This window comes from Bacillus sp. FJAT-18017, from assembly GCF_001278805.1.
Taxonomy (GTDB): Bacteria; Bacillota; Bacilli; order Bacillales; family Cytobacillaceae; genus Bacillus_D.
Genome location: NZ_CP012602.1, coordinates 3,745,181 through 3,770,503, shown reverse-complemented (window position 1 = coordinate 3,770,503; position 25,323 = coordinate 3,745,181). Strand labels below are relative to the sequence as shown.

Genomic DNA, 25,323 nt, shown 5'->3' with positions numbered 1-25,323 from the left:
CGGTGAAAGGTTTAAAGGCAAGAAATAGCTTAGTAGGACTAATATTTGTTTCACCATGGATTCTAGGCTTCATGATTTTTACCGCTTTTCCTTTATTCTATTCTTTATATTTAAGCTTTCAAAAAGTAAAGATTACAACGAGTGGGATTCAGACGGAGTTTATAAAATTCGACAACTTCAGATATGCATTTGTCGTCGATGCAGTATTTATTGATCGCATGACCAAGTATTTGGAAGAATTGGTCATATCAGTCCCAATCATTATTGTTTTTTCATTGATTATTTCCTTGCTCCTTAACCAGAAGGTAAAATTTCGCGGAATGTTCCGGACAATTTTCTTTCTTCCCGTTATCATTGCAAGCGGTCCAGTCATGAAGGAGCTGGTCGATCAAGGGATTACTACCATCCCATCGATTGAACAATACGCAATTTATCAGGCATTAAACTCCAATCCGGACGGATTTTTCAATGGGATTTTGCTTTATTTAATCAAAAATTTGATCATGATCCTTTGGTTTTCCGGTGTGCAAATTCTGATTTTCCTTGCGGCGCTGCAGAAGATGGACAAGCAAATTTACGAGGCAGCCAAAATTGACGGGGCCTCTAACTGGGAAACATTTTGGAAGATTACACTTCCAAGTTTATTCCCGATGATTATCGTGAACACCATCTATACGATTGTGATGTATTCTATATTTTCTTTGAATCCTATTATCGAGCACATCCAGACAAATATGTTCAAGGTGGATACCGGTTTTGGGTATGCATCGGCATTATCCTGGATTTACTTTCTTATCATTGCACTCGCACTCTTAATAACTGTGGGAGCGATGACACTGAAGGGAAGGAAAACTAACTCTTAAAAAGGATGGGTTCAAAGTGCAAAACAAAAAACAGCAGCTTGACCACTATTATTTGAAAATAAAGCGGTTCTTTCTAGGGATGCAGGGAACTGACGGCTTTCTATTTAAACTCCTCATTTATGGACTATTGATTGGGATTGGATTTGTTTATCTATATCCGCTCATTTATATGGGAGTTTATAGCTTTAAGAGCCTTGATGATCTCCTGAATCCGCTTGTCAATTGGATTCCGACTCAGTTGTACCTGGACAATTATTCGAAGGCAAATCAAGTATTGGATTTCTTTAAAACGCTTGGGGAAACCTTGTATGTCACCATTCTTCCTTCTGTGGCCCAGACAGCAGTTGCGGCAGTGGTTGGGTATGGTTTGGCAAGATTTGAATTCAAGGGAAAGAAGGTGCTATTTGTCCTTGTTCTTGCCACCTTTATCATCCCCCCTCAGGTTACGCTCATCCCAAGGTATATCTTTTTCAATGAGTTGAATATCCTGGGGAGTCTGAAAGCATTTATGCTCCCGGCATCTCTTGGCCAAGGGTTGAACAGTGCAATCTTTATCCTGATTTTCTACCAGTTTTTTAAAATGGTGCCGAAAGCACTGGAAGAAGCTGCACAAATTGATGGAGCCGGGCACTTCCGGATTTTCTTTACCATTGCCCTTCCGATGGCTTTGCCAGGAATTATCATTTCATTCCTGTTCTCATTTGTTTGGTACTGGAACGAAACCTACCTGGCGGCAATTTATTTTGGTAATAACCTGACCACTTTGCCATTGGAGTTGCAAAAGTTCGTTGCAACCTTCGAAAAGATGTTCCCTGCAGAGATGGGGCTTGAGGGGAATCAAATTAATGAAGGAATCAAGATGGCCGGAACGATCCTTTCCATACTACCTTTGCTGATTGTTTACTTTATCACTCAGAGATGGTTTGTTGAGGGAGTCGACCGGTCAGGCATTACTGGCGAATAAAGTTGAAAATTCCATTAGTGCCTTTTTATCCGCACTAATGGATTTTTTCATATTTAAATTTGAAAGGCAGGGAATCGTCATGATTGAAATTAAAAATAAACAAATCATTATTGACGGCAAGCCGGAAATCATCATGTGTGGTGAAATCCATTATTATCGCCTTGACCGGGATGACTGGCAGGACCGAATAGATAAATTGAAATTGGCTGGCTGCAATGCAGTCGCTACTTATGTTCCGTGGCTTATTCATGAGCCCGTTGAAGGGGAGGTTGATTTACAGGGGAAAACCCGACCAGAGCTTGATTTAGAAGGTTTCATCGATCTTTGTTCAGAAAACGGCCTATACTTTTTTGTCCGTCCAGGCCCATTCATAATGGCGGAAATGAAGAACGAAGGAATCCCGTACTGGGTGTACGAAAAACATCCGGAAATCATTCCAACAGCATGGGACGGCACTCCTGCAACAACTCCGACTCTTGATTATAACGCTCCGGGATTTTTAATGGAGGTACGCAATTGGTATAAAGCACTAATGGAAATCATAACACCAAGACTACATACAAATGGCGGCAAAATTATAGCTTTTCAGCTTGATAATGAGATAGGTATGCTATCCTGGGTCAGCAATTGCCCGGACTTAACAGATTTTGTTCTGGACGAATTTTCCAATTGGCTACTTGAGAAGTATGATGGGAAAACATTGGCTTCCCGCTATCCATTTAATTTACATGATAAAAAGGATAGAAATACTGCAATCCGCTCGCCCAAAGAGGAGTATGCACCTGAATTACTAAAGGACCTAGGCTATTATATGCGGCATCGGTTCGCCCAGTATGTCCATACACTCCGAGGGTTTGCAGAAGAGTTTGGAGTCAAAGACATTCCTTTCGTTATCAATATTCACGGTACTGGAGGTGGCCGCGGATTTACGTACCCAATTGGCATTAGCCAGCTGTATGAGTCCTATACGCAAGCACCGGGTTATCTTTCCGGATCTGACATTTACTTCGGGGATTTGGATATGGTAACGTTTCAGGACCTATACATAATCAATGGGTTCATGGATGCGGTCCACAACCCGGACCAGCCGTTGACATCTGTTGAATTCAACTGTGGGGATGGCAATTTCGGAGATAATCTCGGCTCGAGATATGATGTGTCTGCAGCCGATTTTAAAACAAGAATGTGTATAGCTCAAGGTAATCGCCTAATAAACTATTACCTACTAACGGGAGGAAGGAATTACCGCCTTGATACAAAAGTAGGCGATGGGAACGACAGAATAGCGATCACGGGTGAACGCCACGGATTTGCCGCTCCAGTAAGTCCTGAAGGGGAACTGAATTATACGTTCCCGCGTATGGCTAGAGCAATCAGCACAGTGATGGCTGTCTCAGATAAAGTTGCTGCAATGGATGAAGAACGTGATGATGTTTCATTTGCATTCATCCCTGATTATTACATGACAGAATATCGCTACCCCCATAGCGAAAAAATGAAGGAAATTCTTACTAACATTGAGGAACATCGGAATCGGGGAGCCTGGGAGATTATGGGCAAGTCAATGCTCCTGGCCGGATATCGCTTCACTGCCATCGATATCCAGAATAAGCCGATTTCAGTAAGTGAAACCCCTGTACTTGCTCTGCCTTCTGCTAGATATATGGATAGCAAGATTCAAAGTAAGTTGGTTGAGTATTTAAACGAAGGGGGCGGCATTTTCCTGTATGGAGAAGTCCCTCAATATGACATGGAAGGGAAGGAATGTACCATTCTTGCAGATGCCCTCGGTGTTATAGTAAAAGGAATCCATCGTGATTCTCATCTGTTTTATTTATCCGTCTATGCTGACAACTGGGCAGCACCACGCCCTGAAGTAAGGAGCCATTTTGCGCAAACGTTCGAAATCAGAGAGGCAATTCCCCTTTTGAAGGTATATGGATCGGATGAAGTATGTTCCTTTGAAGCTGAAGTTGGAAAAGGACGTGCGATAGTAATGGCGAATGCCTATTCCTGTGATATTTCACTTTTTAAAGAGGCCTTTGAAAGACTGGGGGCAAAGGTGAAGCTAAGCCATGATTGCAAGCAGCACGGGATATTTATGACGTCCACATCCAATTCTGAGGGAGAAAGATTCATTCATATCCTTAACCTAGATGGATTTGACAAAGAATTCAACGTCTATGACCAAGAGGAGATCTTGTTCGGGGGCAGGGCGATTACTCTTCAAAGCAAGGATGGCGTCATGCTGCCGATCAATGTAGGGACTGAGCATGGAAGGATCGTGTACTCGACTGCAGAAATCAGCAAGGTAAGTAAGGGGGCAATCGAGTTCCGTCTAACCCAAAGCGAAGACAGGATTGCTATTGAAACGTCCAAAGAGATTCTCCCTGACAAAAACTATTCTGTAGAAAAAGCAGACGGGCTTGCACTAGTTAAAAGCCATAAACATTCAAAGGTCGATGACAGCCTGACCATCTATTTCAAGTAAATGAAGAGGAGTGTTGACATGTCCCAGGTAACAAAAGATTATCAGCAGCTGCCTAATAAGGTGAAAGTGTTTTTTGACCGTCAGTACAAGGATTCATATGAGCTTTTTGAGGCCAGCCGCAACCCTAGAACAGGATTATATGCTGATGGCTACATGACCTTAGGTGAAAATCCCGATAACCGGTGCTCAATTGCTGCTACTGGAGTAGGTCTTATAAGCCTTGCTGTAGCCGATATGGAAGACTGGGATAAGCAGGCAGCTGAGAAGGCCGTCCTTACACTGAAAGCATGCCTTGGTGAAGTGGAAGGCTGCCGGGTCGCAAGGGATGAGAAAACGGGTTTCTTTGCTCATTTCGTTGATATGGAAACAGGGGAGAACCTTCACTCGGAAATTTCGACCATTGATACGTCCTTGCTAGTTGCCGGGGCCCTTTTTGCGGGACAGCACTTCAAAAAAGAAAATCCCCAAGTCGCCGAACTGGCAGCCCAACTTTTGAAATCTATTGATTGGCGAGTCGTTGTTCATGATAAAGATAAGGGGATTATCAATATGGTTGTAAAGGATGGAGAGGGGACTCTCCCGCTTCCTGCTTACAACGAATATGTATTGGTGTCTTATCTTGCGAAGCTTTGCCAGCCTGAAGACGCGGATATCCAGGATTTATGGAATAATAATTTTGCTGAAGAGCAAATTAGGAAGCTTCCGCAAATCCACTATCGCGACATTCCAGTCCTTACTGATCATGATGCTTCAGCTTTCTTGTCATCCTTTGTACATCAATTCCCGTTTTTTCTAGTGCCGGAATATGCTGAAAGCCCGACGTATCGAGAGTTTTATGAGAATGCCTGCATGGCGGACCGTTTGAAGTGGAAGGAATTGAATGATGTTCCATCGTACGTCTGGGGGTATGGAGCAGGACCCAATGACGGATTGTTTGGAGGCTACCATGCGGATAAAATCAATAATGCACCACATAATATAGCTTCGGCCTACATCGTGGCAGGTTTCTTGCCAGTGTATCCTGCCGGAATCCATGACCTTTATGCGCTGTATAGTATTCATATTCCATATGATCGGTATACCAATCCAGAGGATGGGGAAGATGAACAAAAGTTGAGAGACGCCTATAAGTATGGGTTGCACCGATATTCATGGTGGCATCTCGAGCAGCCAGAGAGATGGTATCCAACTAAGGTTACTCTTATTGATTGGAGTTCCATGCTTTATGGGTTAGCTGCTTTTAAACGTGGAATGTCATTCTTTACTGAGCGTCTAGTTAAAGCATAACAAGCGAAAAGCCCGTTGACACGGTAAATTGGGTCAACGGGCTTTTGGTATACTGAACGTTAATTAGATGGGTTATATTTGTTTACCGATTTGCCCTCCAGGAGCGTTACGGGGATTTGCTGGTCTTCGCCTGGCTCGTTTGTAAGCAGCCTCATTAATTGCCCGGCAGCGATTGCTCCCCAATCTTCCTTCGAATAATCAATAGTTGTTAAGCGTGGCTTAAGATAATTCGAAACCTCGATGTTATCGAAACCGATAATATGAAAATGCTCTCCAACTCGGTATTCAGTTTTTGACAGGTAATTGTACATGCCAATCGCCATTTCATCATTCAGGCAAAATATGGCGACGGGATGTGAATAGGATTCCACCAGTTGCTTTGCTGCTACTTCTCCAGCAGACTTTGTAAAATCTCCGCCCATTACTTCAATGTTCATATGGTTTCTTGTTTCTAAAGCTTCCAGCAGGCCTTTAAGACGCTGTTTTGTATCATAAGAACCTTCCGGGCCAGACAGAATGTAAATGTTCTTGAAATTTTGCTTCTCAAAGTACCCGATTGCCAGATGAGAGCCATTTTTATTATCGAGTAACACTTTTGTAATATTAGGGTGGTTAACCTCACGATCAAGAACGACTAGTTTGTGGCCTAGATTCGCATATCGGAGAATTTCATCAGTGGAAAATGCCTCATCTAGAATTATGGCCCCATCAATCATCCTTTCAGGTATGAAACGCTGTGATTGTGCACCGCTGCAGACAATTAGATCATAGCCGTTTTGGGAAAGCGTCCGGCGCATTCCTTTCAGCAGCTGGCCATAAAAAGCGCCCGAATATTCAGCGAAAAACGCTCCGATAATTTTTGTTTCCCTTCTTTTCAGGTTTCTTGCAGCTGCATTCGGAGTATAGTTTAGCTCTTTTGCTATGGCTAAAATTTTAGCAGTCGTTTCTGGGGTAACCTTTTGGCTTCCATTTAAGGCATAGGAAACCGTGGAAATTGAGACACCAGCTTGTTTTGCGATATCTTTAATATTTACCAAACACGTATCACCTCATGATCATCTTTACACTTCTGGGTTTTCAACAATAAAGAGGGTCGGCGGTTCACCAAACCGCCGACCATTTTTCTATAGAAAGACTTCAATGACATTATCGGCTTTATTTAAGATTTCAGCAAGCTGGCTACGGTTAATTCTTAGCCCGCCCTCGCGATAACGGTTGGAAACAATCTCTGCATCCAGTCTATTACCGTTTACAACAACATTTTTTCGGCCCTTGGAGTCTGAATGATAGACAAAGGTTACAGGGACATCCAAGATTTCAAAGTCAAAATGCAACCCATTGAATTGTTCCGGAAGAATAGGGTCAATTATTAAATCTGTATCCTGGAAGCGAATACCCAAGCAGTTTGAAATTAACTGGTTCATATAGATTCCTGGGCCGCTGGAGTAGATGCGCCAGCCGCCTTTAACCGGAACAGTACCTAATCTTAATTCGTCGAAACGTTCCTGTGCTTCATAACGTGATTTGAATTTTCCATCCGAACTGCTAAAGTAAGTATTGCTCTGGCGGATATCTGCATTTGGCACCACTTCCTTTATTCCAATCGGGTTAATAACCTGTAAGCCGTTCCAAACTTCATCCACTTTCCCCAGTTTGGCCATTGCTTCAATGAATCGAATATGCGCATGTACATATTGAAGACCGATTTCACGGCCAAAATTAGCCGCCTGTTCAGCACGTTTGAAATTTACACTGACTCCACCAACATAGTTTGCAGGCCGATTCATTAGCCGTACACCGTCCGGGCAGAATAATTTATCTTTGATAAGCTGATAATGTCTTTCAGCTTGCTCTGGAGTAAACAATTCACTGATCATGCTCCGGGTCATTGGGAGGAGGCGGTAGTTGATGCCTGTTTTGGTATCATTCGGATGGAGCATTAATTCGGCTTTTTCCGGGTGCTCCATATAAACAAAGCCAGGAATTACATCAGTTTGCAAAATGTATTTGTTAAAGTCGGCTTCAATCCCGGAAGCGAGCTGTTTCAATTCGGCCGCTTCTTTTACATTGGCAGACTCCAATACGCTGGATAGGTGATTGAGGACCTGGTAGGTCAGTGAAACAGTCCAACTGCTAACCATATAGTGCTTTAGCTGCGCATTTGCAGGTTGAAGCGTGTCGTCCCAGTCACCATCACCATATGAAGACAAATAAGTACCATGAAGGAAATTGTCCTTTATATAATCGATTTCTTTTTGTACATGATCCCAGATAGGGGCTGTATGTTCCGTAAACTGATAACTAGTTGTTGTTGTATAGGGGACTTCTTCATGTAGAATGCTGAAATCACCAGTTGCAGTTAGATAATCGGTTATCATTTTTAGCGGCCAAACAATAATATCGCCATGGCTTTCGTGGGATTGGATGTTCACGTATTTATCGAACATAAACCATTGCGGCCAATTACCGGTTTCTTCGTATTGATGGGAGAAAACGGTTTTAATGATTTCCCGGACCGCTTCATAATTTTGGGTAGCCATGAAATATTCCGTAGGACCCTGGCATACATCCCTTGTTCCCCATGCAGCCCCGCTGTATTGTTCAAGGCCATGCGGTACCGCAAAGTGGATGAGCATATTATGTGTATACCACCACGCAAGTGCGTTTACTTTTTCAAGTTCAGGTGTTGTCTTGTCCTTTTGGGATAGTTTGAAACCATTCATAACATCGCGCTGGAGTTCCCTATATTTCTCGATTTCCTTTAATGCTTCCCTTTCCACGAATGGAAGAACCTCGCCATGGAGCAGACCCTGGACAGTTAGTTCCCATGTCGGTGTTGCGCTTAATTCAAGAACGACGAGGGAAGCTGATTGTGGGATAAAATGCTGACCAAATTTCCGTTCATCAGATAAGCTGAATTCAGTACCCGAAACCTTCATCCGATAGGCGAGTTTCGGATATACCCTTGCGTTGTCAGAAGCAGAATCTGCACGGAATGTTAGGATATCTCCGTCCTGATCCATATGGAATGGAGCGGCGTACTCATTGTTATTCATCGACACTTGGTTTGTAACAAGATAGCGGTAGGCTTTCCCGCTAGCAGACTTGACATTCAGCTGGACTTCAGGTGTGTCCACTGTTGTGAAATTTGTAATAATGAACGTTTCGTCAGAAGTCTTGTAAAACCAGCGAGCATAGTTAAAGCCCATTTCAAAAAGCGAAGGCATGGTGAGGAGCTGATACCCACCTTCTAATTCAACGTAAATACGTTGCCCTGATGTTTTTAATGCATTTAGCGGATTCCTGGCATTGGTCAACAGTTTGTTCATGGAAGTATTGCCGACCACTAGCTGAGCATTGAATAACCCGTACATATAACTTGTTGTTGTAATCGTATTTTCTTTCAGTTTACCATTTTGGGCCGTCATGACTATATGGCCGGTTGGGCGTTCCACAAGTAATTCCTTTTCTTTTAACACGATATGTTCATACGTGTCTGTAAAGAAGGATAAAAGCCTGTCGCCTTCCCATTCCTCCTGATGGCGGCGGGGGAAGAGGCTGTTAATTTCAGTACAATCCATGGAAAGAGTTTTTAATGGTTCTCCAATTTCAGTGGAAAGCGATGTTTTTACGACCGGAGTCGTTGGGCTGTGAATGTCCCTTACTTGCTCCCATGCTCGCTGGACTTCTTCATGATATTCCAAAACAGTGACTGCATCGTAATGATCCGCTTTAAAAAGGCCGTAAAAGACGAACTGAGTCTGTCCTGACAAGGCCACTTTTTCTGATTGAAGTGCTGTATAAGCAAATTCATACTGGTATACTTCATTTGCTAGGGATGGTTTTGTCAAGACTTCCGGTTTATTGGTTTCTTTATAGGAAAGGCCAAAAAATTGGAAACCATCAGTGGAAAATCCGATTGATCTTGTTAAGGAACCTTGCTGCAAGTATGGATGTCCTGTTGATTGTGGCTGGTTTTGTCGGGAACAAATGACATGGCCAAGGGACTCATCTTCCAACACTTTATGATCAATATATTGGGACATATAAGCTTCATTCGATCTTACCGCGCCAATATCGGCCAACCCTAAATCCTGTCCATAAATGATATCGACTTCAATGTCGGTTCCGAAAAGATGAATATCCCAAAACCAAATACCCTGGTCAGAAAGCCTGAATGTTACTTTATAGCGGACTTCGTCTGCATCCCCCTCCCAGGAAACCTGTGAATCGGAGTAGTGTATTCGACTATTCGAATGAACTCCCAGTAACGGTACAACTTGGATTCCATCATTCTTGTATAGCCTCAAGTAAAGGTTATTTAAGGAACCATCAATTGGATTTGTTATGATCTGGTTTAACATCACATTTTTGTAGGATACAACGGAAATGTCCCCGCTGTTGAGAAATGTGAAGGACAAGCCGGCCGCTTCGAGCTGGATGGTTGCGTTATCTTGTTTTATCATCTTTTCACCTCATAATTTTCTATACTTCTAGTTTAAAAGTCAGAGCAGTGATTTCGTGGCTGTTCGGCCCTACATAAGCAATGAATGTACCAGGATCGCTTATATATTGAAGGTCTTCATGATAGTATCGAAGCATATCTTCAGTTATTGTGAATTGTACTTCCTTCGTTTCATTTGGCTCCAGGGCAATTTTATTATATCCTTTCAATTCCTTTACAGGCCTGACAATTTCTCCTGCCAAATCGCGGATATATAGCTGAACGACTTCTTCGCCAGCAAATTGTCCGGTGTTGGTAACATGTACAGAAACAGTGAGCGAGTCTCCTTGTTTCATTCTTTGAGAAGAAATAGCAGCATTACTGTATTGGAAGGTTGTATAGCTTAGGCCAAACCCGAATGGAAGTCGGGGCTCATTAGGAATATCAAGGTAATGTGATACATAGCGTTCATATGTTTCAGACACTTTAGGACGCCCAGTATTAAAATGATTGTAGTAAACCGGAACTTGTCCAACTGAATATGGGAAAGACATTGACAAACGTCCAGATGGATTCTCATCCCCAAATAAGAGATCAGCTATTGCGGCACCACCTTCAGTGCCTGGATACCATGCTTCCAAAACAGCATCAGCTTGATCGATAATCCCATGCAAATCAAGCGGGCGTCCATTGAACAAAACGGCAACTATTGGCTTTTGAAGTTTTTTAATTTGGTCAACTAATTCAAGTTGCACTTTAGGCAAACGGATGTTGGCCCGGCTGCCTCCTTCGCCACTCATGTGCGAGCTTTCTCCCAAAGCAAGAATGATAATATCTGCCTGGCTGGCAGTCTCCAACGCTTCTTTGAGCTGATCCGCTGTGCCCGTTTCAATGTCACAGCCTTTTGAGGTTAGAAGGTTCGAAGGCTCTGTTTTTGTCTTAATTCCTTCAAGCAGTGTGATGGCATCCTCTTGCCTGCCTTGCCAGGACCAAGGACCCAGAATATCGCCGTTATTAGCAAACGGTCCAATCAAAGCCAATTTCTTTTCGCGAGTCAAAGGGAGAAGAGGTCCTTCGTTCTTTAAAAGAACAGACGATTTTACCGCAAGCTGGCGAGCTGCCCTTCGATGCTCTTCGCTGAGGACGATTTCTTGCTCTCGCATTACATCCGCTCCACGTGTCGGGTTTTCAAATAGACCAAGCTTTTGCTTTAATTTCAAAATACGGAGGACTGACTCATCAATCAACGCTTCGTCAATAGTCCCATATTCGACAAGCTGTTTTAGATTATCGATATAGCAAGTTGTCATCATTTCGATATCCACACCAGCCCGAAGTGCTTTCAATGCTGCTTCAGTGCCATCCTCGGCAACACCATGGGGGATTAATTCTTTCACGGCGCCCCAGTCGGAAATAAGGACACCGTCAAATCCCCATTCGTCCCGCAGCAAATCTTGCATTAACCATTTGTTTCCAGTGGCAGGGATTCCATCGACAGTATTAAACGCTGTCATGACCATTTCACAGCCTTCATCAAGTGCGGCTTTATAGGCTGGTAAATAGGACTCCCGTAATTGCCTTTCAGACATATTTACGGTGTTATAGTCACGCCCGCCTTCGGGTGCACCATAGGCTGCAAAGTGCTTCACGCATGCGGCCACCCGATCAGGGTCATTTTTAAGGTCTTTTCCTTGGAATCCCCGCACGAAGGCACGTGCATACAGGCTATTTAAATAAGGATCTTCTCCCGTGGATTCCATGACTCTGCCCCAGCGAGGGTCCCTGACTAAGTCAACCATAGGAGCAAATGTAACATGAACACCCGATACAGATGCTTCCTTGGCGGCAATTTCAGCACTTTTCTCAGCGAGTTCCAAATCCCAGGAGCATCCAATCGCTAAAGGTACAGGGAAAATAGTTTTATAGCCATGGATAATATCTGCCATCATTAACAGTGGGATCCCAAGGCGATTCGCTTCTAAATACGCTTTTTGAATAGTTATTACCTCCTGTGCGCCAGACACACCCAGGACGGAACCGGCATTATGCACAACATCTTCATTAATGCCCATTTCAGCCATTGGCCCTGTAATTTCTCCTTCATGTTCCGAACCCTTAAAAAAGGGGGTTGCCAACTGGAGTAACTGTCCGATTTTTTCGTCTAACGTCATTTGCTGGACTAAAGCATGTAATTGTTCATCCATAGGTAGTCCTCCAATACTAAGTGTACTAATCGAAACGTTTCGATTGTTATTCTGACTGTATTATAAACGCTTTCAATTATGTGGTCAACGATAAATTGAAACGTTTCAATGAAAACGGAGTAATTGTAAAATCCCATAGAGTTTTCAATTAGGTAATATATAAAATTAATAGACTTTGGATTTTAAAATTTATAGGGATAACTCCCTCTACTGGGTCCAATGGCTTGAACATGGTAAAAAAATTAACAAGTCCAAAATCTACTCCACCTTCACTAATACCTGCTTGTGTTGCAAATTAAGGTGCTGAGATTGATAAAAGGTTTAGTTGGTAGTTATTGTTTAAAATAAAAAGCTTATTTAGACGGGGCAGGTTTCTTTAAGAAAAAACTGCTAAAATAATGGGAAGATGATTTTAAGTACACGAGAAGGGGGTTGTTATAATGAGCTCATCTGAAATAAGTATGAAAAGCTCCATACCAATATTACGTATTTTTGATGAAGAGAAAGCCAAAGAATTTTATTTAACATTTTTGGAATTTGAGGTAGATTGGGAGCATCGATTTGAGGAAGACCTCCCCCTATATATGCAAATTTCCCATAGCAATTGTATCCTTCATCTTTCTGAGAATTATGGGGATGCGACTCCGGGGGCTTCCATTAGAATTGAAGTAGAAAATGTGAAGATGCTTCATTCCAATCTTCTAGATAAGAAATACAAGTACGCACGTCCCGGGCTCGAAACTACCGACTGGAATACTCGTGAGGTTAGGATTGGAGACCCATTTGGAAATAGAATTGTCTTCTATGAGAACATCCAAAAATAACATTAATACTCTCAATGACATTCGCTTTAGTGTACGGAAGACTGATAATAATATTCTTGGATTCCCAGTGATATGTCAATCCAAATCATTTAAACAGGGACTGTTCTAACTTGCCAAACGGTGGGGGAGAACCGTTTCTTTTTTTCATGAATAACGCTTATTCGTACGAATAACAAAAGAAGCTGAGCAATTTACTGGCTCAGCTTCTTTTGTTTTCATAAATGGAGATTTTTCACCATGCAGCTTCCAGGACAAGCTTTACAAATTATGCGGGTAATTCACGCTATTTACCTAAATTCTTACCATCAAAATTGTGTTCATGATTTAATTCAGGAGATTTTTCAATTTTTTCTTTTTGTTTTTCATCTACTCTCGTTTCCCAAATACTATATTTCATGCTGTTTTGATCGTTGTTTTTACTAGGCATTTCAGTCACCTCCGCTTTTTTATCTTTGCTATTTGAATCAAAACTATACAATTGAAAAGGACCGAGGTAATTATTTCTCTCATCGATATTTCCGGGAATGTAGTTAGCGAGTTTAACGTAAATGAACATCCCCTTCTTCATGTGCAAATGAAGATAACCACTGTGTGTTCCAATAAAAGCCTAAACACAGTACAAAAGAACGAGACGAGCCTGATATCCTCATAGGACTATATTCCTTTATTAAATACGGGCTATTTTTCGACATGTAAGTCTAGTTGCAGGTTTGGTATTTTTAGAATATTAGGAAAAAGGGAGAGGTGAAATTGGTACATAAACTTTCTGAAAAAATTAAATAAAAAGGAGTGAAACAAAATGAAGGCGTTTTCAAAACAGTTCGCAATTCTTTTAACTACATTTGTGTTAATTGTTTCTTCTTTCTTTATGGGTAATCCCGCCCATGCAGAATCAGGAAAGAGAAATTCAGAACCAACGAATCTAGGTTCACTTATTCAAAGTGTAGCGGTATATGACTCTACATACGGGGTTGAAGATGGACGGGATATAATGTACACAACTTCAAGCGGCAGCCCGGCTATCTTTCAGGTTGTAGACCTTAAAAGCCAGGAAGTCCTAAGAACTTATCCTTTAGAAGGAACAGGGGCTGTTTGGACACATATCACGGTACCGAATGGCAACGTCTATATCGGAGGCAATGGATATCTTTATGAATATTCTCCTGTAACGAAGGAAGTAAAGAACCTAGGGGGAATCGGTGAGAGTGTTGTCTACGGCTTGTCCTATGATGAAGAAGGACGTGTCTATTTTGGCTCATATCCAAATGCAAAAGCTGGCCGCTATGACCCAAAAACAGGCGAAATGAAGGATTATGGCAGTATTGCCCCAGGCCAAAGCTATTCCAGATCCACAGCATACCATAATGGGTACTTGTATTTGGGCATTGGCGTTGAGAATGCAATCGTGAAATTGGATGTAGAAACGGGCGAATATGAAAAAATTAAGGTTCCTGACCATGTTGTTCCTGGCAGCAGTGTTTGGCAAATGGATGCGGCAGGCAAATATATCGTCGCAGGAGTTGGCGGCGGAAGTAACACCCTCCTGTTTTATGATACAGAAACTGGCCAATGGAGTGACAAGTACTACACAAACAGTAAAGGGATTCGATTAATACATGGCTTGCCTGGAAGTAACAAAGTATACTTCCTGCAAGGCAGTAAATTAATGGAAGTGGATTTGAATACGTTAAGCGCGACCGATACTAAAGTCGTGTTCGGAACTTTCTTACGGAATACAGCTTGGGTTGAAGTAGAGAATGATCCAGACTTGCCGGGCAAATCTTTAGTTACTGTCCAATTCGGCGGCCAAGTCACGTATATGAACTTGCAAACTAAAAAAGTAAAAACAACTCAACTGCCGATTGTCGGAAATCCTATTCCAATTCAAACATTGGAAAAAGGGCCTGAAGGCAATTTATATTTAAGTGGCTACCCTGGTGGTAAAGGTGCCGTTTATAATCCGGAAACAAATGTAAACCGCAATTTCACGTTAGGGCAGGCAGAAGGTATGGCAGCTCTTGGTGATAAGATGTATTTTGGTGTTTATACTGGCGCTACCATTTTTGAAATGGATACTACGAATCCAGCTTCAACGCCTAAACAGATTTACGATATTCCTCATCAGGACCGCCCATTTATTATGACTGCTGCACAAAATAAATTATTCATTGGTACAATTCCTGACTACGGGTATCTTGGCGGCTCTTTAACTGTCCTGGATCCTGCCAATGTAAAAGACACAGCTGTATATCCAAATGTTGTCCATAATCAAGCCATCGCTGGGCTGGCAGAAGTGAATGGCAAGCTATATGGCTCCACAACCGTTGCGGGTGGATTGGGAATTGACCCAACTGAGCCTGCTGCAAAGATATTCGTTTGGGATATAGAAAAGGGTGAGAAAATTACTGAGTTTGTACCGGAGATACCAGGTGTCACAGTCCAGCCAAAAATGATTAGCGGGATGAGCCTTGGTCCTGACGGTTTGCTTTGGTCAGCAGCAGCCGGAGCAATTTTTGCAATGGATCCGGATACGCTTGAAATTGTGAAAAGCAAAAACATCTTCCCTGAAGTAAAGGATTACGGAAGATGGAGACCAATCCATATTCGCTGGAGTGAGGATGGTCTTATGTACACAAATCTTGCTGGTAACTTAACGGAAATTGACCCTGTTACGCTGGAACATGAGGTGTTGACCAACACTGTGACTGAGCTAATGACAATCGGCAACGATGGAAATATCTATTACGTCAATAAAGTAGATTTAATGAAAATTGAAGTATCCGACACGCTAGAGTCAGGTTTCAAGTTTGTGGAACGGGAAACGGTTTATGGCAATATCGCAAATTCAGTCAGTCAGCAGCTAATCAATTCACTTAATTCAGCCATCCATCATCGTGATATGGGAAGGCAGGAGGAAGCAAGCAAACATTTACAGGATGCCTTAAAACACTTGGAAAATGCCAAAGAATCGGATATAGATACAGAGTTGCGTGAACAATTACGGCGTATTCTCAACTCTATTTAATAATCAATCGAAGAGGCCAGACTAGAGATTAGTCTGGCCTTTTCTTGATAGTTTGCAAAACAATATATCTGATAAAAATTCCTTTCCGAGTTCAAGTTGCTTACAGACCTTAGTTTGCAAAGGTTCCAAGTAAGCGTACTTTACTTGTTTTAAATATTTATGACCTTTTGAGCATGGTTAAGGGAAATGGGTAAACATTCCTATTTGCTGTTACAGTAGAAATAATAGTGCAAATCAATCTTGCATTAGAATTTACGTTAGTTTAAAACATTTGTATAATATAATTTGCCGACTATTAAAAATATTCAGCAACTATCTACACTAAAAAGTTGAAAGGAGATGCTTCATTGCGAAATGAAACGATAAATCTGCTCCAAAGTCATCGATCCATCCGAAGATATAAACCTGATCCGATTCCTGAAGATGTTCTTACGGAAATTCTTGCTTGTGCCCAATGGGCTCCGTCATCCCATAATGTACAGGCATACAGTATTATTGTTGTAGATGATCAGGATAAAAAGGAAAAACTGTCCGAAATAGCGGGGAACCAAAAGTACGTAGCGGCCTGTCCTGTTTTTTTAGTGTTTTGCGCGGACTTTTATCGTCTCAGCCTAACGTGTGAAATGTGGGATACAAAATTTGAAATAAATGAGGTTGAAAACGTATTGGTCGCAGCGGTTGACACTGCGCTTGCTGCCGAAAATACCTTTATTGCTGCAAAGGCTTACGGTTTGGGTGGTGTGATGATAGGGGGAATTCGCAATAATCCTGATGAGGTAAAAAATCTGTTAGGGCTTCCGCCATATACTATTCCCATGATGGGGATGTGCCTAGGTTACCCTGACCAGGAACCGTGGCAAAAGCCAAGGACTCCCAAAGGAGCGGTTGTTCATTATAACCACTATAAGCCGAAGGAAGATATTCTCGAAGGGTTGGCCACTTATGAAGAAATTTCGTCTGAATACTACACAAGAAGAACAAATGGTTTACGCACCGATGGGTGGACGAAACAAATGGCTGAATACTTAAGTAAACCACGGCGTGTACATTTAAAGAATTTTATAAAAAAACAGGGCTTTAATTTTGATTAATTATAAATTGGACTTGCCTAAAATATTTTGAAAATTTATAATAATCATAATTGTAATGCTCGAGGGAATATGATTAAAAAGGAGATATGAACAACTTAAATTATATTGCCTCCAAACATTCATAGGCACTTAACCCGTCACCTTCGGCCTCTGGAAAAGCTTTGCAACACACCCGGCAACACCGCGAACATTACCTAAGTATTGCTATAAAATGGAATGTTGTTCCGTTCACCGGAACAAAGAAAATTTCACTTTCCTATCTGGAAGGGATGAATCAAGGGGGTAAATCATGGAGACAGCTGTTCAAAAGAATATTGAAACTGAACCGGGTAAGATTACTGGCTATCAGTGGAAAACGCTCTGGGCTTCGACGATTGGTTATGCAATGGATGGTCTGGATATGATGATACTTGCATTCACGATGCCGCTTATTATTGCTTATTTTGGAATCAATGCTGCACAGGCGGGCAGTGTTTCTACGATCACACTGCTTGGTTCTGTGCTTGGCGGAATTGTCTTTGGTATCTTAGCAGATAAATATGGACGCGTCCGCGTGTTTACCTGGACTATTTTAATTTTTTCAGTGTTCACCGGCTTATGTGCTCTGTCCCCAAATCTTGAAACATTGGCTGTTTTCAGGTTCCTTGCCGGACTTGGACTCGGCGGTGAGTTCGGGATCGGAATGACTCTTGTCAGTGAAGCATGGCACAAGAAGTATCGAGCCAGGGCTACGGCAGTTGTTGCAACCGGGTTCCAGTTTGGTATCGTCCTTGCAACATTGGCTGTCCTTTTCATTTCCCCTAAATTCGGCTGGCAGGGAGTATTTGTGGCAGGAGTGCTCCCGGCAATCCTGGCATTCTGGTCCCGCCGTAACCTCGAAGAACCGGAAGTTTGGACAAAAATGAAAAATGAAAACAAAAATAATGTTTCCGTCGGACATTTGTTTTCATCAGCCAAAACAACAAAAATTACTCTCGGCTTAATCGTTGCTACCAGTGTCCAAAACTTCGGTTTTTATGGAATTATGACCTGGATGCCTACCATGCTCGCAACTGAAATGGGTGTAACGTTCAACAAAACCACATGGTGGACGGTTATTACGATTACGGGAATGATCATTGGAATAATGGTGTTCGGCTACTTGGCTGACAGAATTGGCCGCAGGCCTTCGTATCTGATATTCCTGGTGGCTTCGGCAATCATTGTCTGGATTTATTTCCAGCAATCGTCAATGGCTGTCCTCTTGGCACTTGGCGGAATCCTTGGATTTTTCGTAAATGGAATGATGGGCGGTTTTGGTGCCTTGCTTGCTGAACATTATCCGACCGAAGCCAGATCGTCAGCTGAGAATATCATCTTTAATATCGGCAGAGCTGTGGCGGGCTTTGCACCATTCATTATCGGATATATCTCTTTGAATCATTCATTAAGCTATGCCCTTAGTCTAATTTCGGGAATCTATGTTTTATCTGCACTCGCATTTATATTTTTAATTCCGGAAACAAGAGGAAAGGAACTTACTTAATAACGGCCTTCCCTGTCTGAAATCAGGACAGGGAAAATTCTTCTTTTAAAAATGGAACGTTGTCCCGCACAACAGAACGATACTACAGAACAAAGGAAGACGAATAATGGAGTGGTTAAAACGTTTTACGGAGGTTATGGATTGCATAAGTGAACACCCGATTGATGGAATAGGCATCAGCGATCTGTCAAGAGAAACCAATCTCAGCAAAAGTACAATCCACCGGATGCTTTCCAGCATGGTCCAGCACCAACTCGTGACGCAAAATTTTCACACGAAAAACTATATGATGGGTCCTAAGGCGATGTTTTGGGGAAGCCGTTTCCTGCGTTCACAGGATCCCATTGGTTTGATGGGGCAGTATTGCGAGGAAGTTTCTAGAGCAACTGGCCTATATTCGTACTTAAGCAGATTCCAGGGTGATCAGGTCTATTGTATCCATACGCACCAGCCTTCCGATTTGCGCAATAAGTTTTTCGTGCATGTTGGCCAGCGGATGCCCTTTTATTGCACTGCAGCTTCAAAAGCGATTCTGGCCTATAAAGAACAAAACATCATCGATTCCTGCCTTGCGAAGGAATCGATTAGGCCAATTACTCCTCATACATTGACGGATATTGGAGCATTGAAACATGAGCTAAGCAGGGTCCTTGATCAAGGGGTGGCTTTCTGTCTGCAGGAGTTGGAAGTTGGCGTTTCTGCGATTTCTGTCCCTATTTTCCATGAAGACAGGGAAACATCGTTGAGCATTAGTGTTGTGGGAGAGAACATCTATATAGAACAGGAAGAGGATGCCATCATCCGAGAATTAAAAGCTGTATCGCAAAAAGCAAGTGAGCATTTAAAATCCATGCATTTGCTTACCTCCATCAAACTGTAAAAGGAGTAAGAAAATGAGTGAACCAATAAAAGTAGCTGTTACGGGAGATTCCTTCATTACCCAGAGGCTGCCGAGAGACGAAGAAAATTTAAACAACATAAAGGAATTTCTTTTGGACTGTCACGTCAGGTTTACGAATTTTGAAGTCGTACTGCACAATTTTGACCAGGCACCGTCAGCAACAAGCGGAGGTACGTGGGCAGCAGCCAGGCCGAACGTTTTAAAAGACCTCAAATGGTTGGGGTTCAATTTGCTGGCCTGTGCTAACAACCATAGTCTTGATTGGCTGCACGGCGGATTGCTTTCAACAATTCAGGCGCTTGAAAAAGATGATTGGGTATTCGCAGGAATTGGAAGGAATTTGGCTGAAGCAGGGCAGCCAAAATACCTCGAAACAAAAAACGGAAGGGTTGCGCTGATTTCAGTAACATCTTCTTTTGACCAATGGCACAAGGCAGGGGAGCAGAGGCCAGATGTACCTGGAAGGCCGGGTGTGAATCCGCTCGGACATAAACAAGTACACAGAATTAGCAGCGAAACCATGCAGAATCTAAAACAAATCGATGCCAGCACTGATGTGAATGCTGCAAGGAATTTGAATGTTAGTGAAGGATTCTGGAAAGACCACAGCGGATCCTATCAATTTGGGAATCTTCTTTTTGAAGAAGGTGAGCCGGGGACCGAAACCTTTATGGACCAGGAAGACGCGAAAAGGATTGCTAAGGCAATCAAGGAGGCAGCCAGGCAAGCGGATATCGTGTTTGTCAGTCTCCATGCCCATGAAATGAAAGGGACCAATAAGGATAAACCGGCTGGTTTTTTAAAGGAATTCAGCAGGTTTTGCATAGACGAAGGAGCTCACGCTATCATCGGTCACGGGCCTCATATTTTGCGGGGAATAGAGATTTATCGGAACAGGCCGATTTTTTACAGCTTGGGGGATTTTATTTTTCAAAATGATACTGTAGAAAAGCAGCCTGCTGAATTTTATCAGCTGTACGATCTTGATTCCCGCCATACGACGGCTGACGGGATGGATGCCCGCAGCAAGAAAGGAACGAGGGGTCTTGCTGCCAATCGAAAGGTGTTTGAATCAGTTATTGCTTCTTTTTCAATAGAAGAGGATTTAATTACAGGGATAGAACTCTTGCCCATCACTCTTGGTTTTGAAAAAAGCAGAGCTGGAAAAGGGAGGCCGTCATTTGCAAACGAAGTGGATGGCGAACGGATTTTGAATGAACTTGCTGAGCTTTCTTCGGAGTTTGGTACAACGATACAGATTGAAAGTGGCAAAGGATATATTGCGATAGCCTCTGGCTAATAAGGGAGGGCACTCCTATGGATAAACGGAAACGATATGAAACACTGCTCGCGAAAATTAACCAGTATAATTCAGGGCAAAAGGGTATCACCAGGATTGCCTATTCAAATGAAGAACAGGCTTGTACACATGCTTTGATGAGAATGTGCAAGGACGCAAGGATGTCTGTCAAATTGGACAATGCCGGCAATCTGATTGCGCGTAGGGATGGAAAAAATAACACACTGCCGCCTGTCGTTATTGGTTCCCATATAGACTCGGTTTACGACGGAGGCAAGTATGATGGCGTTGTCGGAGTCGCGGCGGGACTGGAAATCATCAACCGGCTTAATGACCGGGGAATCACAACTGAACATCCGATTGAATTAATTTCGTTCGCCTGTGAGGAGTCAGCGAGATTTGGTGTTGCGACTCTCGGAAGCAAAGCAATGGCTGGCCGCATAGACAAAGGCAAATACCGGACTCTAAAGGACCGTGACGGGATTACAATTGAAAAAGCATTTTCCCTTTGCGCCCTTGACTTTGACAGCATCAATGAAGCACACAGGGAAAAGGAGAATTTTAAAGCATTCTTTGAAATGCATATAGAACAGGGGCCTGTCCTTGAAACCGAACAAAAGAAAATTGGGATTGTAACAGGTATTGCTGCTCCAGCCAGATTTATTGTGACTATTTCGGGAAAAGCTTCTCACTCGGGCACGACTCCAATGGATATGAGGCAAGATGCACTTCTAGGTGCTGCTGAAATCGCACTTGAGCTGGAGAAGGCCGCAAAAAAGGAAGCAGACTTTGGGACTGTTGCAACAGTCGGGGTGTTGGCTGTCCATCCAGGAGCGATGAATGTTATCCCGGGAGAAGTCGAAATGAAAATTGATATCCGATCTTCCTCATTAGAGTCCAGGCATCGGGTGCTGGATCGTTTACACGAAACCCTGGCCACGGTACAAAAGGAAAGGCAGCTTGGTATAGATTGCAAAGAAATTAGTCTTGAGGAACCTGTCCTTTTGTCTGAAGAAATATGCGGGGAACTTGCAAAGATATGTGAAGAAAAACAGCTTCCTTATCGGTTGATGCAAAGCGGAGCGGGGCATGATGCCATGAACATGACTGGTTTCGGGCCGGTTGGCCTTGTTTTTATTCCATCAGTTGATGGTCTTAGCCACCATCCGAATGAGCATACTGACTTTGATGACATCATGCTTGGGATCGATGTTCTTGAGGAAGCGGTGCTCTGTTACGCAAAAGTATCATCCTCTTCACTTGAAGTTGGAGGCCAGCTATGAAGCTTACTAAGGCAGAAATACTATCGAATGATTATGTTAGCCGCCGTTATTGCCATATGAAAATCAGAATTCCTGACTGGACAGTAGCTGATGTTAAACCAGGACAATTTTTTCATATAAGGACAACGGATGATTATTCTCCGCTGCTGAGGAGGCCATTTAGCATCTACCGAATTAATAACAGGGATAACATATTGGAATTTCTTTATTTGGTTAAAGGTGCGGGGACGAAAAAATTGGCTGAGAGGAAACCTGGCGAGCTCCTGGACATTCTTGGGCCGCTCGGAAATACGTTTACACTCGGAGCCGGGAGCAAAGGCCTGCTGCTGATTGCAAGAGGTGTCGGGATTGCGACTCTTTCAGCACTTGCCTATAAGGCAGGTGAAACGGGGATTCCATGCTATTCAATTCTAAGTGCCCGATCCCGGGAAGATATTTTAGTAGAGAAAGAGCTTAATAAAGCTGGGGTTATTACGTTTGTTGTTCATGACGGGAACGGTTCCAGCGATCCGGCAGCCGTGAGGACGCTTGCCGAAGAAATCATTCGTACCCGGCAAATCGATGCTGTTTATACTTGTGGTTCCAAAAGGCTGGCCCTGTTAACGAGGGAGCTTGCTGAGCGATATATGTTATTTTCGGAAATTGCTCTTGAAGAAAATATGGGCTGTGCGATGGGTGCTTGCTTTGCCTGTGTTTGTGATATTAAAGAAGGCGATGAAATTCGGACGATCCGCCTTTGCCAGGATGGTCCGGTACTGCCACTGAAAAAGGTGGTGTTCTCATGAGGAATATGGAAGTCTCAATTGGCAGCCTTACGCTGAAAAATCCAATCATGCCGGCATCAGGAACTTTTGGCGAAGAGATGGCAGGGGTGCTTGATTTCAATCAGCTTGGCGCCCTGCTGCCGAAAAGCATAACCAAAACGCCGAGGAAAGGCAATCCGACACCACGGATTTGTGAAACAACCGGGGGAATGATTAATTCGATAGGCATTCAAAGCAAAGGGCTGGATTATTATCAAAAGGTGGCGGTCCCATTTTATGGGCAATTTAAAAGTCCACTGATTTCGAGCATCTCGGCCGACAGCATTGAGGAATTTGCCGAAATGAGTGGTACGCTTTCGGCCATGGAGGAAGTAGCCGCACTTGAACTCAATATCTCCTGCCCCAATTTAAAAAATAACGGGGTTGCCTTCGGGATGGATGAAACGATAACCCACGAGCTTGTCAAAGCGGTCCGTCAGGTGACCGACAAACCTGTCATTGCCAAGCTGTCCCCGAACGTGACCGATATTGGACGTATCGCCAAGGCTGCTGAAGAAGGCGGGGCGGATGCCCTTACTGTTGCAAATACGTTTGTTGCCATGGCAATTGACGTCCATACAAGGAAGCCGAAAATAGGCAATATGATTGGCGGCATATCAGGCCCGGCAATCAAGCCGCTTGTTGTCCGGTTGATACATCAGGTTTACAAGGTTTGCAGGCTGCCTATCATTGGCTGTGGCGGTGTCATGAACGGGGAGGATGCAATTGAGATGATGCTGGCCGGTGCAACAGCAATACAGGTGGGCACCGCCAATTTTATCAATCCGACTGTGATGCTGACGATCTTGCAGGAAATAAATGAGTATATGGAGAAGTATGACATTAATAGTTTAAAAGAAATCATCGGCCAAGTGGAAGGGAGCGAAAAGCATGGCGTGGGATCATATCATTAAAAATGGCTTCATTTATTCAGGAACGGAATTTGTCAAAGGGAATTTGTATATTAAGGACGGGAAGATTGCTGCTGTTTCTGAAACAGAACTAGCGGGGGGAGCGGCCAAAACGACAGATGCCGAAGGAAAGTATGTACTTCCAGGCTTCATTGACACACATGTCCACTCAAGGGACCCTGGTGCTGAGTACAAGGAAGATTTTTATCACAGTACGAGAGCGGCTGCCGCGGGCGGAGTCACGATGGTTTTCGAAATGCCAAATACGAATCCGCCAATCAATAATGTTGATAACCTTCTCAAACAGAAGGAAAATCTATCTGCAAAAGCCCATGTGGATTTTGGAATTTGGGCGATTTGCCTTGGCGATTTGAACAGAAAGGACATTGTCCCCCTGCATGAAGCGGGCGTCATCGGCTTTAAGTTCTTCTGGGGTTATGCGATCAACAGTGAGACATATCAGTTGATGTACAACTACAAAGAAGGGGAAAAAGGTGTGATTCCGCCGCTTCCCGATGGAGAGGTATATGATATCTTCAAGGAAGTTGAGAAAACTGGCCAGATTCTTGCCATCCATGCTGAAAACAATGAACTTATCCAAAGGCTGACACAGCAGGTGGAGATATCAGGAAGGCGCGATTATGAAGCATTGCTTGAAGGCAGGCCGAACCTTGCCGAAGTATTGACAGTTCAAACAGGGATTTCGATGGCAAAAGAGCTCGGAACACGCCTGCATATTCTACACGTAAGCGCGGGAGAATCTTTACGCCTCGTTCGTGAGGCACAAAAGGAAGGCTATCCGATTACATCGGAAACATGTCCTCATTTCCTGTTTTTGAGCAATGAGGATTATGAAAAAGTCGGCCCGCAAATGAAGGTGTATCCGCCCGTAAAATATAAGAAGGATCAGGATGAACTGTGGAGCGGTATCCAGGATGGTACGGTCAGCATTGTATGTTCCGACCATGCCCCCCATACTGAGGAAGAAAAAGACGGTGACTTATGGTCAATTCCTGCTGGCATGTGTGGTGTTGAAACCCTAGCCCCGCTCATGCTGAATGCTGTCAGCGAAGGAAAAGTTACTTTAAAACAGGTTTGCGAGGTATTATCCGGAAACCCTGCCAGGCAGTTTGGTATCTATCCGCAAAAAGGCTCGCTGGACGTGGGAACGGATGCAGATATCACCATCGTAGACATGGAGAAAGAAATGGTCATTAAAAGAGAAAACCTGCATAGTAAAAGCAAGGTTACCGCATTTGACCAGTTCCCTATAAAGGGGGTTCCCGTCCAGACCATTGTCAGGGGAGTTACCGTCATGGAAGATGGGAACATCGTATCAGGGCCAATCGGAAAGATGGTCGTGCCAGAGGCTAACAGTGAAAAGGTTTTCAGTGGAAATAAATAAGG

18 protein-coding genes are annotated in these 25,323 nt (G+C 43.2%); 14 read left to right on the top strand and 4 right to left on the bottom strand.

Features of this window, described 5'->3' with window-relative positions; all coding sequences use genetic code 11:
* The first annotated feature begins 2 nt into the window (after positions 1–2).
* The 4 genes from AM500_RS17580 to AM500_RS17565 all read left to right on the top strand — a co-directional run bounded on the left by AM500_RS17580 (position 3) and on the right by AM500_RS17565 (position 5,605).
* Complete coding sequence (locus tag AM500_RS17580; protein WP_231688026.1) at positions 3–863, top strand: carbohydrate ABC transporter permease; 861 nt, start codon at positions 3–5, stop codon at positions 861–863.
* 16 nt (positions 864–879) lie between these two features.
* A complete protein-coding gene (locus AM500_RS17575; RefSeq protein ID WP_231688025.1) occupies positions 880–1,827 on the top strand; it encodes a carbohydrate ABC transporter permease in 948 nt (315 codons plus the stop codon).
* Positions 1,828–1,906: 79 nt separating this feature from the next.
* Positions 1,907–4,318, top strand: a complete 2,412-nt coding sequence (locus AM500_RS17570; RefSeq protein WP_053601769.1) for a beta-galactosidase — start codon at positions 1,907–1,909, stop codon at positions 4,316–4,318.
* A gap of 18 nt (positions 4,319–4,336) precedes the next feature.
* Positions 4,337–5,605, top strand: coding sequence for a hypothetical protein (locus tag AM500_RS17565; RefSeq protein WP_053600383.1), 1,269 nt, complete (start codon positions 4,337–4,339; stop codon positions 5,603–5,605).
* A gap of 59 nt (positions 5,606–5,664) precedes the next feature.
* Here the strand turns inward: AM500_RS17565 and AM500_RS17560 are convergent, their stop codons facing one another.
* The 3 genes from AM500_RS17560 to bglX all read right to left on the bottom strand — a co-directional run bounded on the left by AM500_RS17560 (position 5,665) and on the right by bglX (position 12,253).
* Positions 5,665–6,642 carry a LacI family DNA-binding transcriptional regulator gene (locus AM500_RS17560; protein ID WP_053600382.1) on the bottom strand — a complete coding sequence of 326 codons (978 nt, stop codon included), beginning with the start codon at positions 6,640–6,642 and terminating at the stop codon, positions 5,665–5,667.
* 87 nt (positions 6,643–6,729) lie between these two features.
* Positions 6,730–10,071: a GH36-type glycosyl hydrolase domain-containing protein gene (locus tag AM500_RS17555; protein WP_053600381.1), complete on the bottom strand. Its 3,342-nt coding sequence runs from the start codon at positions 10,069–10,071 to the stop codon at positions 6,730–6,732.
* A gap of 19 nt (positions 10,072–10,090) precedes the next feature.
* Complete coding sequence (gene bglX, locus AM500_RS17550; RefSeq protein WP_053600380.1) at positions 10,091–12,253, bottom strand: beta-glucosidase BglX; 2,163 nt, start codon at positions 12,251–12,253, stop codon at positions 10,091–10,093.
* A gap of 440 nt (positions 12,254–12,693) precedes the next feature.
* On the opposite strand from bglX, the gene AM500_RS17545 reads away from it, so the two are divergent.
* Positions 12,694–13,077 carry a glyoxalase superfamily protein gene (locus tag AM500_RS17545; RefSeq protein ID WP_082347273.1) on the top strand — a complete coding sequence of 128 codons (384 nt, stop codon included), beginning with the start codon at positions 12,694–12,696 and terminating at the stop codon, positions 13,075–13,077.
* A 283-nt stretch (positions 13,078–13,360) separates the two neighbouring features.
* Here AM500_RS17545 and AM500_RS17540 read toward each other — a convergent pair whose 3' ends face one another.
* A complete protein-coding gene (locus AM500_RS17540) occupies positions 13,361–13,633 on the bottom strand; it encodes a hypothetical protein (protein WP_053600379.1) in 273 nt (90 codons plus the stop codon).
* Between the two features lie 243 nt (positions 13,634–13,876).
* Between AM500_RS17540 and AM500_RS17535 the strand changes: the two genes are divergently transcribed.
* From AM500_RS17535 to AM500_RS17495, 9 genes are all read left to right on the top strand, one after another.
* On the top strand, positions 13,877–16,102 hold the full coding sequence (locus AM500_RS17535) for an FIMAH domain-containing protein (RefSeq protein WP_053600378.1): 2,226 nt from the start codon (positions 13,877–13,879) through the stop codon (positions 16,100–16,102).
* Between the two features lie 347 nt (positions 16,103–16,449).
* Positions 16,450–17,193, top strand: coding sequence for an oxygen-insensitive NADPH nitroreductase (nfsA, locus tag AM500_RS17530; protein ID WP_053600377.1), 744 nt, complete (start codon positions 16,450–16,452; stop codon positions 17,191–17,193).
* A 289-nt stretch (positions 17,194–17,482) separates the two neighbouring features.
* On the top strand, positions 17,483–18,718 hold the full coding sequence (locus AM500_RS17525) for an MFS transporter (RefSeq protein WP_053600376.1): 1,236 nt from the start codon (positions 17,483–17,485) through the stop codon (positions 18,716–18,718).
* A gap of 106 nt (positions 18,719–18,824) precedes the next feature.
* Positions 18,825–19,598 carry an IclR family transcriptional regulator gene (locus tag AM500_RS17520; RefSeq protein WP_053600375.1) on the top strand — a complete coding sequence of 258 codons (774 nt, stop codon included), beginning with the start codon at positions 18,825–18,827 and terminating at the stop codon, positions 19,596–19,598.
* 13 nt (positions 19,599–19,611) lie between these two features.
* The gene (locus AM500_RS17515; RefSeq protein ID WP_053600374.1) at positions 19,612–20,919 is read left to right on the top strand and encodes a CapA family protein; all 1,308 of its coding nucleotides are present in this window, start codon (positions 19,612–19,614) and stop codon (positions 20,917–20,919) included.
* A gap of 17 nt (positions 20,920–20,936) precedes the next feature.
* Positions 20,937–22,202: a M20 family metallo-hydrolase gene (locus tag AM500_RS17510; RefSeq protein ID WP_053600373.1), complete on the top strand. Its 1,266-nt coding sequence runs from the start codon at positions 20,937–20,939 to the stop codon at positions 22,200–22,202.
* Positions 22,199–22,987, top strand: a complete 789-nt coding sequence (locus tag AM500_RS17505) for a dihydroorotate dehydrogenase electron transfer subunit (protein WP_053600372.1) — start codon at positions 22,199–22,201, stop codon at positions 22,985–22,987. The genes AM500_RS17510 and AM500_RS17505 overlap by 4 nt, the downstream gene beginning before the upstream one ends.
* Complete coding sequence (locus tag AM500_RS17500) at positions 22,984–23,919, top strand: dihydroorotate dehydrogenase (protein WP_053600371.1); 936 nt, start codon at positions 22,984–22,986, stop codon at positions 23,917–23,919. Before AM500_RS17505 ends, AM500_RS17500 begins: the two co-directional genes overlap by 4 nt.
* A complete protein-coding gene (locus AM500_RS17495) occupies positions 23,897–25,321 on the top strand; it encodes a dihydroorotase (protein ID WP_053600370.1) in 1,425 nt (474 codons plus the stop codon). The genes AM500_RS17500 and AM500_RS17495 overlap by 23 nt, the downstream gene beginning before the upstream one ends.
* Positions 25,322–25,323: the final 2 nt, after the last annotated feature.

Bases quoted from the DNA above. Each gene is read 5' to 3' on its own strand.
- AM500_RS17505 (WP_053600372.1), top strand. From the start codon at position 22,199: ATGAAGCTTACTAAGGCAGAAATACTATCGAATGATTATGTTAGCCGC.
- AM500_RS17565 (WP_053600383.1), top strand. From the start codon at position 4,337: ATGTCCCAGGTAACAAAAGATTATCAGCAGCTGCCTAATAAGGTGAAA.
- bglX (WP_053600380.1), bottom strand. From the start codon at position 12,253: ATGGATGAACAATTACATGCTTTAGTCCAGCAAATGACGTTAGACGAA.
- AM500_RS17495 (WP_053600370.1), top strand. From the start codon at position 23,897: ATGGCGTGGGATCATATCATTAAAAATGGCTTCATTTATTCAGGAACG.
- AM500_RS17510 (WP_053600373.1), top strand. From the start codon at position 20,937: ATGGATAAACGGAAACGATATGAAACACTGCTCGCGAAAATTAACCAG.
- AM500_RS17520 (WP_053600375.1), top strand. From the start codon at position 18,825: ATGGAGTGGTTAAAACGTTTTACGGAGGTTATGGATTGCATAAGTGAA.
- AM500_RS17545 (WP_082347273.1), top strand. From the start codon at position 12,694: ATGAGCTCATCTGAAATAAGTATGAAAAGCTCCATACCAATATTACGT.
- AM500_RS17525 (WP_053600376.1), top strand. From the start codon at position 17,483: ATGGAGACAGCTGTTCAAAAGAATATTGAAACTGAACCGGGTAAGATT.
- AM500_RS17540 (WP_053600379.1), bottom strand. From the start codon at position 13,633: ATGTTCATTTACGTTAAACTCGCTAACTACATTCCCGGAAATATCGAT.
- AM500_RS17500 (WP_053600371.1), top strand. From the start codon at position 22,984: ATGAGGAATATGGAAGTCTCAATTGGCAGCCTTACGCTGAAAAATCCA.
- AM500_RS17570 (WP_053601769.1), top strand. From the start codon at position 1,907: ATGATTGAAATTAAAAATAAACAAATCATTATTGACGGCAAGCCGGAA.
- AM500_RS17515 (WP_053600374.1), top strand. From the start codon at position 19,612: ATGAGTGAACCAATAAAAGTAGCTGTTACGGGAGATTCCTTCATTACC.
- AM500_RS17555 (WP_053600381.1), bottom strand. From the start codon at position 10,071: ATGATAAAACAAGATAACGCAACCATCCAGCTCGAAGCGGCCGGCTTG.
- AM500_RS17535 (WP_053600378.1), top strand. From the start codon at position 13,877: ATGAAGGCGTTTTCAAAACAGTTCGCAATTCTTTTAACTACATTTGTG.